12 protein-coding genes and 1 pseudogene are annotated in these 12,390 nt (G+C 65.4%); 2 read left to right on the forward strand and 11 right to left on the reverse strand.

What is annotated here, in order from left to right; all coding sequences use genetic code 11:
• Positions 1-6: 6 nt before the first annotated feature.
• From RTK35_RS11385 to RTK35_RS11425, 9 genes are all read right to left on the reverse strand, one after another.
• Positions 7-1,098 carry a polyamine ABC transporter substrate-binding protein gene (locus RTK35_RS11385; RefSeq protein ID WP_316908041.1) on the reverse strand — a complete coding sequence of 364 codons (1,092 nt, stop codon included), beginning with the start codon at positions 1,096-1,098 and terminating at the stop codon, positions 7-9.
• 14 nt (positions 1,099-1,112) lie between these two features.
• Positions 1,113-1,892, reverse strand: coding sequence for an amino acid ABC transporter ATP-binding protein (locus tag RTK35_RS11390; protein WP_107330027.1), 780 nt, complete (start codon positions 1,890-1,892; stop codon positions 1,113-1,115).
• Between the two features lies 1 nt (position 1,893).
• Positions 1,894-2,664: an amino acid ABC transporter permease gene (locus RTK35_RS11395; protein ID WP_316908042.1), complete on the reverse strand. Its 771-nt coding sequence runs from the start codon at positions 2,662-2,664 to the stop codon at positions 1,894-1,896.
• 14 nt (positions 2,665-2,678) lie between these two features.
• Positions 2,679-3,488 carry an ABC transporter substrate-binding protein gene (locus RTK35_RS11400; RefSeq protein ID WP_284546375.1) on the reverse strand — a complete coding sequence of 270 codons (810 nt, stop codon included), beginning with the start codon at positions 3,486-3,488 and terminating at the stop codon, positions 2,679-2,681.
• A gap of 59 nt (positions 3,489-3,547) precedes the next feature.
• Entirely contained in the window at positions 3,548-4,216 is a 669-nt protein-coding gene (locus RTK35_RS11405) for a GntR family transcriptional regulator (RefSeq protein WP_074971683.1), read from the reverse strand.
• Between the two features lie 273 nt (positions 4,217-4,489).
• Positions 4,490-4,948: a GNAT family N-acetyltransferase gene (locus tag RTK35_RS11410; protein WP_243899399.1), complete on the reverse strand. Its 459-nt coding sequence runs from the start codon at positions 4,946-4,948 to the stop codon at positions 4,490-4,492.
• Positions 4,949-5,090: 142 nt separating this feature from the next.
• On the reverse strand, positions 5,091-5,498 hold the full coding sequence (locus RTK35_RS11415; protein WP_107329859.1) for a putative zinc-binding protein: 408 nt from the start codon (positions 5,496-5,498) through the stop codon (positions 5,091-5,093).
• A 30-nt stretch (positions 5,499-5,528) separates the two neighbouring features.
• Entirely contained in the window at positions 5,529-6,206 is a 678-nt protein-coding gene (locus RTK35_RS11420; RefSeq protein ID WP_107329860.1) for a Crp/Fnr family transcriptional regulator, read from the reverse strand.
• Between the two features lie 99 nt (positions 6,207-6,305).
• Entirely contained in the window at positions 6,306-7,553 is a 1,248-nt protein-coding gene (locus RTK35_RS11425; RefSeq protein WP_316908043.1) for an alginate export family protein, read from the reverse strand.
• Between the two features lie 528 nt (positions 7,554-8,081).
• On the opposite strand from RTK35_RS11425, the pseudogene RTK35_RS30550 reads away from it, so the two are divergent.
• Together RTK35_RS30550 and RTK35_RS30555 are read left to right on the forward strand one after the other, a co-directional pair.
• A pseudogene (locus RTK35_RS30550) lies at positions 8,082-9,053 on the forward strand (nitrate- and nitrite sensing domain-containing protein); the annotation flags it as partial.
• Positions 9,045-9,911 carry a methyl-accepting chemotaxis protein gene (locus tag RTK35_RS30555; RefSeq protein WP_373323422.1) on the forward strand — a complete coding sequence of 289 codons (867 nt, stop codon included), beginning with the start codon at positions 9,045-9,047 and terminating at the stop codon, positions 9,909-9,911. The pseudogene RTK35_RS30550 and the gene RTK35_RS30555, both read left to right, overlap by 9 nt.
• 25 nt (positions 9,912-9,936) lie before the next feature.
• On the opposite strand, the gene narL is transcribed toward RTK35_RS30555, so the two are convergent.
• Together narL and RTK35_RS11440 are read right to left on the reverse strand one after the other, a co-directional pair.
• The gene (gene narL, locus RTK35_RS11435) at positions 9,937-10,575 is read right to left on the reverse strand and encodes a two-component system response regulator NarL (protein WP_107329863.1); all 639 of its coding nucleotides are present in this window, start codon (positions 10,573-10,575) and stop codon (positions 9,937-9,939) included.
• Positions 10,572-12,374, reverse strand: coding sequence for an ATP-binding protein (locus RTK35_RS11440; RefSeq protein WP_107329864.1), 1,803 nt, complete (start codon positions 12,372-12,374; stop codon positions 10,572-10,574). The genes narL and RTK35_RS11440 overlap by 4 nt, the downstream gene beginning before the upstream one ends.
• Positions 12,375-12,390: the final 16 nt, after the last annotated feature.

Below are 12,390 nucleotides of genomic sequence, written 5' to 3' on the forward strand. Positions count from 1 at the left end.
TTCGGTTCAGCGGTCGGTCTTGATGCGGGTCCACTCGCGGGTGATCACGCGCTGGATCTTCGGCGGCAGGTCGGCGGAGACGTAGAGCTTTTCGATCACCGCGTCGCTGGGGTAGATGCCGGGGTTGTCACGCACCTTGGGGTCGAGCAGTTTCGTGGCGTCCGGGTTGGGGTTGGCGTAGCCGACGTAGTCGCTCACCGGGGCGATCACCTCGGGGCGCAGCAGGTAGTTCACCAGGGCGTGGGCGCCCTTGGGGTTCTTCGCGTCACGGGGGATGGCGAGCATGTCGAACCAGAGGTTGGCGCCTTCCCTGGGGATCACGTAGCGCACGTCGATCTGCTTGCCGGCCTCCTGAGCGCGGGTGCGGGCCTGCATCACGTCGCCGGAGTAGCCCACGGCCACGCAGATGTCGCCATTGGCGAGGTCGGTGGTGTACTTCGAGGAGCTGAAGTAGGTGATCGACGGGCGCAGTTTCTGCAGCAGCGCGGAGGCCTTGGTGTAGTCGTCCGGATTAGTGCTGTTGGGGTCCAGGCCGAGGTAGTGCAGGGCCTGGGGGATGATCTTCACCGGCGCGTCGAGGAAGGCCACGCCGCAGCCGTGCAGCCTGGCCAGGTTCTCGGGCTTGAACACCAGGTCCCAGGAATCCAGCGGGGCGCTGTCGCCCAGGGCGGCCTTGACCTTGTCGAGGTTGTAGCCGATGCCCACGGTGCCCCACATGTAGGGCACGGCGTAGCGGTTGCCGGGGTCGGCGGCTTCCAGGCGCTGCATCAGGCGGGGGTCGAGGTGCGTCCAGTTGGGCAGCTGGGCGCGGTCCAGAGGCTGGTAGACGCCGGCCTTGATCTGCTTGGTGAGGAACTGGCTGGAGGGCACCACCAGGTCGTAGCCGGAGTGGCCGGACAGCAGCTTGGCCTCGAGCATTTCGTTGGTGTCGAAGACGTCGTAGCGGACCGGGGTGCCGGTCTCCTTCTCGAAGTTCTTCAGGGTGTCCGGGGCGATGTAGTCGGACCAGTTGTAGAAGCGCACGGGCACTTCTTCGGCCTGGGCGACGAGGGCGCAGGCGATCAGGGACGTGCTGGCCAGCAGTGGGAGGGCGCGCATGGGTTGTCCTTGGGTCAGAGAACGCGGCTGAGGAATTCCCGCGTACGCGGGTGGTGGGGGTTGCCGAAGACCTGGGCCGGCGGGCCTTCTTCGATGAGCTCGCCCTGGTGCAGCACCACCACGCGGTCGGCCACTTCGCGGGCGAAGCCCATTTCGTGGGTGACCACGACCATGGTCATGCCGTCCTCGGCGAGCTCCTTCATCACCTGCAGCACCTCGCCGACGGTTTCCGGGTCGAGGGCGCTGGTGGGTTCGTCGAAGAGCATTGCCTGGGGCTTCATCGCCAGGGCGCGGGCGATGGCCACCCGTTGCTGCTGCCCGCCGGACAGCTGGCTGGGGTAGTGCCCGGCCTTGTCCGCCAGGCGCACCCGGGCGAGCAGGCGCTGGGCCTGTTCGATGGCCTCGGCGCGGGGCACGCCGAGAACCTGGGTGGGGGCCTCGATGATGTTCTGCAGCACGGTCATGTGGGGGAACAGGTTGAAGCGCTGGAACACCATGCCGATGTCGCGGCGGCGCCGTGCGATGTTGCGTTCGGAGTCGCGCACCAGGCGGCCGTCGGGGCGTTCGCGGTAGCCCATCAGTTCGCCGTTGACGCGGATGCTGCCACCCTGGATGTCCTCCAGCAGGTTGATGCAGCGGATGAAGGTGGTCTTGCCCGAGCCGGAGGCGCCGATCAGCACCACCACTTCGCCTTTGCGCACCTCCAGCGAGACGCCCTTGAGGATCGTCAGGTCGCCGAAGGCCTTGTGCACGTCGCGGGCCTGGATCACCACGTCGTTCGTGGTCGGGATCATGTCAACGCCCTCTCAGCAGTTTCAGGGCCTGCTGGCCGAACAGGCGCCCCGAGGCGGCCGGCGCCGGGGACTCGGACCGCCCGAAGCGCACTTCCAGCCAGCGCTGGAAGACGCCCCAGAGGGTGGTCAGCAGCAGGAAGTACAGGGCCACCACCAGGTACAGCTCGAACACCCGGAAGGTGGCGGAGGTGACCATCTGGGTGCTGAGCAGCAGCTCCTGCACGCCGATCACGCTCACCAGGGTGGTGTTCTTCAGCATCACGTTGAACTCGTTGCCCAGCGGCGGGACGATCACGCGCAGCGCCTGGGGCAGCACGATGCGCCGCATCAGCCGTGGGAAGGTCATGCCCAGGGACCGCCCGGCTTCGTACTGGCCCTTGTCCACCGCGCCGATGCCGGCGCGGATGATCTCGGCCATGTAGGCGCCTTCGTTGAGGCCCAGGGCGATGATCGCCGCCTGGATGTTGCCGGGCAGGACGAACAGCCCGAGGTCCAGGTCCTCGAAGCGGAACACCCCGCCGGCGGCCAGTGCCGTGTAGAGGAAGACGATCTGCACCAGCAGCGGCGTGCCGCGCATCAGCCACACGTAGAAGCGCACCGGGTATTGCAGCACGGGGTTGGTGGACAGCCGCATCAGCGCTGCCAGCAAGCCCAGCGCGCAGCCCAGGAACATGGCGCTGACCGCGATCACGCAGGTCAGCCAGAGCCCGTACAGGTAGATGTCGCTGGGCCTGAGCAGGTACTGCCAGAACACATCCCAACTGAAGTTCATGGGGTCACCTCGGCTCAGTCGAGCTTGTCGCCTTCGATGTGCCATTTGGCGAGAAGGGCCTGGTAGCTGCCGTCGGCTTGCATGTCGCGGATGATCTGCTGCACGGCGGCGCTCAGTTGCGGATCGTCCTTGCGGATGCCGACCCCGGTGAGGATGCGGGCGAAGGCCGGGACGCCGATCTCGAACAGGTCGGGGGCCATGCCCTGGTAGTAGCCGGCGGTTTCCAGGGTGGTGCCGTAGGCGTCGGCCTGGCCGACCCGCAGGGCCTGGAAGGCGTCGGTGTCGGTGTTGTAGACGACGATCTTCATCGGCGCCTTGCCGGCCTGGGCGAGCACCTGGTTGTGGGCGTCGAGCAGGGTGCGGATGGTAGAGCCGTTGAGCACCGCGACCTTGCGCCCGGACAGGTCGTCGAGGCTGCGAATGCCGCGAGGGTTGCCCTTGCCGACCACCACGGCCTGGCTGGAGTACATGTAGTTGACCATGTCGATCACTTCACGCCGTTCGGGCTTGTCGAACAGCTGGTCGACGAGCATGTCGCATTGCCCGGCGAGCAGGGCAGGAATCAGCCCGGAGAAGGGCGTGACACGCCATTCGATGGCCTTGTTGCCCAGGCGCTGGGCGAAGGCCTGGCCCAGCTCGACGGTGAACCCGGTGGGTTTCTGCGCGCTGTCGTAGAAGCCCATGGGCGGCGAGTCCATGCCGCCGCAGAACACCAGTTTGTCGGTGTTTTTCAGGCGGTCGGGAATCTTCACCGCGTCGGCCTGGGCCAGCGGGGCGGCCAGGCAAAGGGCAAGAAGGCACTGCGGGATCCTGCGTACGAACATGATCAGCTCCTGTGGGCGGGGTTGCCGAGGCAGTTCAGGGGAGGAATGAAGGCCGGGTCTCAGGCGCCCGTTGCTTCAAGGAATTCCAGCAGCGAGGGCACGGTGCCCTCGATGTGTTCGCAGATCACCCGCTCGGCTTCGCGGGCATCGCCGGTGCGCAGGGCGTCGAGGATCACCGAGTGTTCCTCGCGGGCACTCATGGGTTTGTCGACGTGCTGCAGCCAGAGTCGCATGTGTGGCTCGATCACCGAGTAGAGGGCGTTGATCTGGCGCATCAGCCGTGGCCGCTCGGCCAGGCTGCAGAGGTATTCGTGGAAGGCGCGGTGGCGGCTGACCCACTCGGCGCTGTCGTCGCGGTAGTCGTCCATTTCGTCCAGCTGGCGTTCCAGGCGGGCCAGGTGGCGCTCGGTGAGCTTGGGCACGGCCAGGCGGATGGCCAGGCCTTCGAGGGCGCTGCGCATTTCGAAGACTTCGCGCATCTCCTCGATGTTGAGGCCGCTGACGATGGCGCCGCGGTTGGGGCGCAGGGTCACCAGGCCTTCGGCCGCCAGGCGGCGGAAGGCTTCGCGCACGGGCATGCGGCTCATGCCGATGTCGGTGGCGATGTCCTCGGCGATCAGCCGGTCACCGGTGCGGTACTGGCCTTTGCAGATGGCGTCCAGCAGGTAGCTGTAGGCCTCTTCTTCGGCGGTGGCGGGGGCTCGCTCGTAATTGGGGACCAGGCGCATTGGGGTGGCTCCGTTTGTATTATTGGATCCAATTATCCATGCATGCACTAATGCACGTGCTGTGCCAAGGCGCGGCGGCAACGGACAAGTGATTGATGCGCCAGGAATTATCCGGTCGAGAACCGGCTGTGCAGGGGAGGAGGGTGGGGTCGGGCGTAACACCGGGAGGGCGCAGGGTGCTTCCTCCTGGTGCGGGCTGTAACCGCTGCGCCCACTCGGTGAGCAGGCGCGGGTGGGGAAGAGAGGAGCGAGGCGGGACCTCGCTCCGGGGCGTCACAGCGCCATGCGGTATTCGATCACGCCGGGTTTCTCGGCGATCCAGTCATACAGGCGCTGGGCGGTGTGGTTGGTCTCCTGGGTGTGCCAGTAGAGGCGGTCGCAGTGGCGGGCACGGGCCTGGCGCTGGACGTGTTCGATGAGCTGCTTGCCGATCATCCGCCCACGGGCTTCGGGGGAGACGAAGAGGTCCTCCAGGTAGCAGAAGTCGTTCTGCCCCCAGGTGGAGCGGTGGAACACGTAGTGGACGAAGCCGAGCACCCGCTCGCCCTCGACGGCCACGGCGCACTCCACCGGCTCGGCCGCGTCGAAGAAACGGGCCCAGGTGCGCCGGGTGATCTCCGGCCCCAGTTCCACCTTGTAGAACACCTGGTACTGGTCCCAGTACGCCTGCCATTGCTCGAAGTCCGCTTCCGTCACGGGGCGAACGGCTACCACCTGCTGCATCGCTGTCATGGGTATGAATCCTTGCTGGTCTTGAAGGCCTGGGTCGGCAACTGCCAGGACCCAGGCCGGGATTTATACCGGGGCAGTGGTGGGTGAGAGCGGACCAGTCGCGAGCAGTCGGGCAGACCAATTGCCGGCATGTGCCTGTGGTTCAGCCCTCGTCTACGGCTTGGGGCGCCTGGTAGCGTTTCTGCATGCGCTCGCTGGCCAGCAGCTCGACGACACCCTGGTAGACTTGATCGACGGTTTCGTCGCTGAAGTCTTCGCCGTAGCGCTTCCTCAACCCGTACTTGCTGAGAATCAGGTGCTGGCTGGCTTTGACACCGTGCTGGTCCAGGCAGCCGCGTACACATTGCAGCGGGCAGCCGTCGAGGGCCAGGATCGGTCGCCCGCTGTTGGCCTTGCTCACCAGCGCGGCGACACGACCGCCGACACCGGCGATGCAGGACATCTCCGCGAGCCCGGCGCGGTCCAGCCGGACGGCGAGGGTATTGGCCAGTTGCGCCACGTTGGAACAACCGGAGCAGGAGTAGACCAAGGGCAGCTTCGGGTCGTGCATGGGACCTCCTCGTGCGGGGTGGGGCGTTGCCTATTCGTGGTAGTTGGCCAGGCTGGGGCGGTCGAGGACACGTATGACACGGCGTTCCACCGCGATTAGTCCAGCATCGATCAGGCGGTGCAGGATGCGTGAGAAGGTTTCCGGCTGGATGCCCAACTGCGAGGCGATCAGGCGTTTGGGGACACAGAGGCGCACATGGCCGCCGCTGGCTTCCTCTTCCTGGCACAGGTAGCGCGCTACCCGTCGGCTGGCATTGCCCAGGCTCAGGGTGTCGATCTCGTTGAGGCGCTGGTGCAGGCGCACGCTCAGGTTGCCAAGCAGCTCCAGGCAGGCCTTGGGCTGCTCTTCCAGGAGCCGACGGTAATGCGCGCCGTCGATGCTGATGAGGCTGCTGGTCTTGAACGCCAGTGCGGTGACCGGGTAGTGCCGTGCTTCGCTGAACAGCAGGGCTTCGGCGAAGCTCTGACCAGGGGCGATGACCTCCACCAGTTTCTCCTGCCCCTCGGGAAGCACGCGGGTGAGGGTGACCTGCCCGTCGAGCAGCACGTAGAAGCGGTCCGCCACGTCGCCCTGGTGGAAGAGGGTGTTGCCCGACTCCAGACGGCGATGATTGGCCAGGCAACAGACCTCCTGGAACAGGGCTTCCGGCAGTCGGTCGAACAGCGGATGTTGGCGCAGAAGCGCCTGGGTTGCGCGGTCGGTAAGCATGGTCCACCTCCATGCCGGGCATGTTAGATGGACCTGCGCAGCACTCCCATTCCTCCTAGGCGCTACCTCCAAAGAGGCAGGCTTGCCCAGGGCCGCAGGCTAGAGGGCGTACTCCAGTTGCAGCCAGAGCTTGTCGATGTCGCGGCTGCGGGCGCTGTCCTCGGAGACGTAGCGGGCGTACTTGAGCAGCCCCGACAGCCCTTTTACGCCGGGGATCGGGTGGCCGTAGGCGAGATCGATCTCGTTGCCATAGCGGTCATGCCCCTGTTCGGTATCGAAGGCGTGGTACCAACCCTGCAGGGTCCCGCCGAGCACTGGCACGCTAGCGCCGGCATAGCGGTCTTCCACACCATCGGCCGGGGTGGTGAGAAACACGTCGGCCCAGCCCTGGAAGGCATGCTTGGTCGCCAGTGGGGTCTGGAAGGCGCGGTTACCCGGCCCGTGGTCACCCCCCAACACTTCGTAGCTGGCCTTGAGCTGCACGCCATCGAGGGTGTAGCCGAGTTCAGCCAGGTAGTAGCGGCTGTCCAGTGCCTGGGGGTTGTCGCCGTAGTCACCCTGGCGGGCGTACTCCAGGGCGTAGCTGAAGCCGGCGACCATCCCGCTCAGGCGCAGGCCGCTGGTCTGGCTGGACAGGGTGCCTTGGGGGCCGCTGGGTGCCAGGGCGAGATTGTCCAGCTCCAGCAGGTAGCGGTAGGCGGTGGCGGTGAGTTGCGGTGCGGCCACGTACTGGGCGTTGAACAGGTGGCTGTGGCCGCTGATGTTGGCCGGGTTGGTGGCGTTGTCGTAGCGGCCGTTGCCTGGTCCGAACACGGTGTTGATCTGGTCGAGGTAGGCGTAGGTCAGGGTCAGCCCGTCGAACGGCTTGAGCTGGGCCAGTGCACCGTCGTAGGTCTGTTCGTTCTGCCGCCAGGCCATGCTGCCGATGAACCGTTGGTTGTCGAGGTTGATGCGCTGGCGACCGATCACCGCGTTGCCAAGGCTGTGGTCATAGCGCAGCAGTGCCTGGTTCACCTCGCTGCCGTCGGGGTCGGCGATCACTGGGTAGACGCTCTGCCCGTTGCGGGTGTCGTTGTAGGCGGCATGGCCGAGGCGGCTGACGTTGTCCACCTCGACCAGCCCCGAAAACCCTTGCCAGGAGCCGCTCTGCACCCCGACGCGGGTGCGCAGGGTCAAGGCCTCGGCGTTGTGCGGGGTGCCGTCCTGGTGAACGTTTTCGTAGCGCAGGCGCGCACCGAGGATGGGCTTGGCTTCGCTGAACAGGTCGCTGGGCGTGTCGCCGGCCCAGGACGGTGCGGCGATGGCCAGGAATGGCAGGGTGAGCCAGTGCAGGCGGGGAGTGGGCATGGTGCATCTCCAGGATTGGGAATGCAGCGACCTTAGGCTGCCACCCAACGCCGGCCTTGATGGGCATCAAGTTCGAAAAATGGCTGGAGGTGGATAGTCAACAGCATTGGCAGGCGGTTTCGGCAGACCCAAACGCTCACGACGCCTTGAAATGCCGGCGAGGCCAAGCCCGGCGTTCAACTTGGTCTAATCTGCTTGGCTGTATGGTCATCGGGTCGCCTATCAACCGTTGCAGCGGCCATGCCGGTTGCGTTTGACACCGAGGCACAGCACCACCGCATTAGCAAAGGGCCACCCAAGAGCCCCCGCTTCCTGCACGGTCGCCAGCCTCGGTGTTGGCGCTGATCGTCGTAACTTCGCCTGCCGACACCCAAAAGACGACGAGGCCTACCACCGATGCTTAGAAATGCCCCATTGAGCGTGAAGCTCCTGCTCATTCTCATTTTCCCCCTGCTCGGTTTCCTGGCTTTCGCCAGCGTCTATGTCTCCGACAAGTACCAGACGCTCAACGAGATGGACCGTACCGTGATGGCCAGTGTCGAGGCACAGGCGATCAGCCGCGTGGTCACCGCGCTGCAGCGCGAGCGTGGCGCCAGTGGCGTCTTTCTCGGCAGCGGCGGCACCGTCATGGGCGACAAGCTCATCGAGTTCCGCCATGACAGCGACGAGGCAGTCAGCCGCCTGCGCGAATTGGCAGCACAGGGGATGACCGGCCTGGACGAGGCCCTGCGAGCCCTTGATGAACTGGGCACGCTGCGCCCGAAGGTTGATGCCCTGGGCCTGAAAAGCACCGAGTCGGGGGGGCGCTACACGGACATGATCCGGACTCTGATCGGTTACACCCACTCCCTGGAAGCAGATGTCACGGATTCGCAGATTCTGGCCTCACTGGGCGTGCTCAACCAGTTCGTGGAAATGAAGGAGCGTGCCGGGCGCGAACGTGTGCTGCTCGGTCTGACCTTCACACAGGACCACTTCGATGCCGACCTGCTGTCACGCTTCAGCCGCAACCTGGGTGAGTTCTCCGCCTACATGGATTATTTCCTGCGACGCGCTCCGGCAGCATTCAAGACCCAGTTCGCGGCCATGCAGCAGAGCCCGGATGCGCAGGAAGTGTCACGCCTGCAACGCCTGGCGTTCGAAAAGCCTCTCGGCGAGGCGCTTGGCATCAAGCCTGAGGCCTGGTTCAAGCTCTCCACCAGTCGCATCGACCAGATGACCCAGATCGAGGTTGAATTGAGCCACAGTGTCGGCAACCTGGCCGCCCAGGCCCGCAGTGATGCAGCACGCAACCTCTGGCTGACCCTCGGCGCCATGCTGGGTGTGCTGGCTGCCGTGCTGCTGCTCGCGACCCTGATCATTCGCAACATCAAGTCGGCGGTTGGCGACGTCAATGACACCCTGGTCGCCCTGGCCACCCGTGACCTGACCGCCCACACGCGCTACGAGGGTGGCGACGAGTTCGGCCAGATCGCCCGCAACCTCAACAACATGGCGCAGCAGATCCGCGAGGTGATCCAGGAGATCGGCAGCGCGGCAGCCCAGGTCGCCACTGCGGCCGAAGAAGCATCGGCAGTCGCGGTGCAGACCAGCCAGAACGTCGCCCAGCAACGCCTGGGCACCGACCAGGTCTCCACCGCCATCAACGAGATGAGCGCCACCGTGCGCGACGTCGCGCGCAGCACCACCGAAGCGGCGGAGATGTCCCGCCAGGTCAACGACAGCACCGTGCAGGGCAAGGCCGAGATCGAGAATACCGTGCGCCTGGTTCAGGCACTGTCGGCCCAGGCGGAGCAGACCGCTGGGCTCATCCAGGAGCTGAAGCGCGAGAGCGACGGGATTTCCTCGGTGCTCGACGTCATCCGGGGCGTGGCCGAGCAGACCAACCTGCTGGCCCTGAACGCCGCCATTGAAGCGGCACGGGCCGGGGAACAAGGACGTGGCTTTGCCGTGGTCGCCGATGAGGTGCGTCAGCTGGCGCAGAAGTCGCAAGACTCCACCGTCAGCATCCAGCAGATGATCAGCAACCTGCAGAACGGCTCCGATCGCGCCAGCCGCTCCATGCAGGACACCCTGGACAAGGCTCAGGCCGGGGCGGGCAATGTGGTGAAAGCCGGGGAGCTGCTGGTGCGGATCGCCAACGGCATCGCCAGCATCAGCGACCGCAACATCCAGGTCGCCTCCGCCGCCGAGGAGCAGAGCCTGGTGTCGGAAGAGATCAACCGCAACGTCAACGAGATCAACGAGCTGGTCATCCAGGTCAGCTCAGCGGCCGAACAGACCGCTGTCACCAGCCGTGAACTGGCACGCCTGGCCGCCCATCAGCAGCAGTTGGTCGACCGGTTCCGCATCAATTGACCCGACCACCCGGCCGGGCCACGGCTCAGCCGAGGTTCTCCAGGGCCCAGACGGCCGCCTCAACCCGTGAGCGCAGGCCCAGCTTGTGCAGCAGGTTCTTTACATGGACCTTCACCGTGCCTTCGGTGATGCCGAGCTTGTTGCCAATCATCTTGTTGCTCAACCCGGCGGCGATCATCTTCAACACCTGCCGCTCACGGTCGGTGAGGTCCAGCGAGCTGACACTTTGCGGTGCCCGCAGGGCCTGGGCGAGTACGGTGGTCAGCGAAGGGCTGATCACCAGCGTGCCGCGCAGTACCTCGCGCAGGCGCGCAATCAACTGTTCGGGTTCCATGTCCTTGAGCAGGTAACCGTCGGCCCCGAAGCGCATGGCGTCGCGCACGTCGTGCTCGGCATCGGACACGGTGAACAGCAGCACCTTGCCGGTGAAGCTTTGCTCGCGTAGGCGCTTGAGGGTCTCCACGCCGTTGAGCTGGGGCATGTTGTTGTCCAGCACCACCAGGTCGGGGGCCAGGCGCTTCACCAGCTCGCAGGCCTCCAGCCCGTTATTGGCTTCGCCCACGACCGTCAGATCGCCTTCCAGCTCGATGAGCTGGCGCAGGCCTCGTCGCATCATCGGGTGGTCGTCGACCAACAGCAGGGTGTGGGGGAGGGTGGTGTTCATGCATAAGCCTCAGGGGTCGGGCGCCCCAGGAAATCCGGACAGAACCGCAGGTGCACACGAGTCCCGTGGGGCTCCCGATGGGACAGCGTGAGAAGGCCGCCCAGACTGCGTGCACGCTCCTGCATGATGTTCAGGCCGTGGTGATGACGGGTATCGAAGCTGGGGTCGATGCCGATGCCATCGTCCTCGACCAGCAGCTCGACCTCCTCGCCGAATTGGTGCAACTGGACCCAGGCCTGGCTGGCCCGGGCGTGGCGTGCACAGTTGGAGAGCGCCTCGCGGACGATCTGCAGCAGGTGGATCTGTTCGGTGGCCGAGAGGGTGAAGGCCAACGGCTCGCTGCGCAGCAGCACGCGCAGGTTGCCACGCTCGGCGAACTCGCGGGCAGTGTCGTCCAGAGCCTGTTCAAGGCCGCCATCCTGGATCTGTAAACGGAAGGTGGTGAGCAGCTCGCGCAACTGGCGGTAGGCGTTGTTCAGGCCTTCGCGCAACTCATCGCTGACTTCCAGCAACAGCTCGCTGTTCTCGCCGCGGCGAATCAGCGTTTGCAGGCGACTCACCTGCAGCTTCATGTAGGACAGGGCCTGGGCCAGGGAGTCGTGCAGCTCGCGGGCAATGGTGGTGCGTTCGTCGAGCAGCAGCAGGCGGTTGTCTTGCTCGCGCTGGCGCTCCAGCGAAAGCGAGGTGCCGATCAGGTTGGCCAGCGCCTGGATCAGCTCCTGTTCCCATTGCCGGGGCACGTGACCGTCCTGGTAGTGGGCCCGTAGCTCGCCCAGGCTGTTGCCCTGGGAACTGATGACGAAATCCACCCCGTTGGGGCGGGTATGTCGCTGGCAACTGTCGCAGTCGGTTCGGGCACAGATTTCCCGTGATTCATTGCCGTGCAGGGCGATCAGGTTCTCCACCGGAGCCTGGGTGTCCCCCTTCAGGCACAGGGTCAGACGCAGACCGGGCAGGCGTTGCTGGAAGCTGTCGATCAGTTCGTCCAACTGCTCGGCATTGGCTGGAATACTGGCGATGCTGCGGCTGCTCAGGTACAGCAGTTCAAGGGCAGCGTTGCTCTGGGCCAGGTTCTGGGTCTTCTCCGCCACCCGGGATTCCAGGGTGCGGTGAGACTCTTCGATGGCGTCTGCCATGGCGTTGAAACTGTCGGCCATCTGCCCCAGTTCGTCACTGGAGCGGTACTCGATGCGTGCATTGAGATCGCCGGCACGGAACCGCTCAGTAGCACCGACAAGCTCCTGCAGCGGGGTGATCACACCGTTCTGCAGCTCGAACATGCCCACCAGCAGAATCACCACGGTTAACAGAAGGGCAGCGCCCTGGATGCTCTGCTGCCAGCTCTGGCGCTTCTCGCTCTGTTTCTGCAACTGCAGGACGAAGTCTTCGAGCTGGCCGACGAAGATTTCGGATTGGGCCTGGAACGCGAGCTTGTCGCCACGTTGCAGAGCCGGGAGCAACTGTTCCTGCCACTGCTGCCGGATGTGGGCGAAAACCTGGGCAACCGGGTCGGAGGGGTCGTCGCCGATCATGTGCCGGAGTGGCTGGCTGTCCAAGCGGCGCTGAAGGTCGTCGCGCAGGTCCGCGATGATGGAGGAATTGGCTGAGGTTTCCAGGCGCCAGTTCAGGCGGTAGGTAGCCATGCGCAAGGAGCCGGCGGTATTGATGGCAGCGGCATCGTCCTCGCTGGCCATGGCGATGAGCACGGCGCTGAAGGCGCTGCAGAAAGCCAGTGTCGCGATGAAGATCACCGCCAGCCCGGCACGGGCCGGCAACGAGCCCTTGAACCAGTCCAGCATGGCCCTACCTCCAAAG

It is taken from the genome of Pseudomonas sp. zfem003 (assembly GCF_032621675.1).
Lineage (GTDB): Bacteria > Pseudomonadota > Gammaproteobacteria > Pseudomonadales > Pseudomonadaceae > Metapseudomonas > Metapseudomonas otitidis.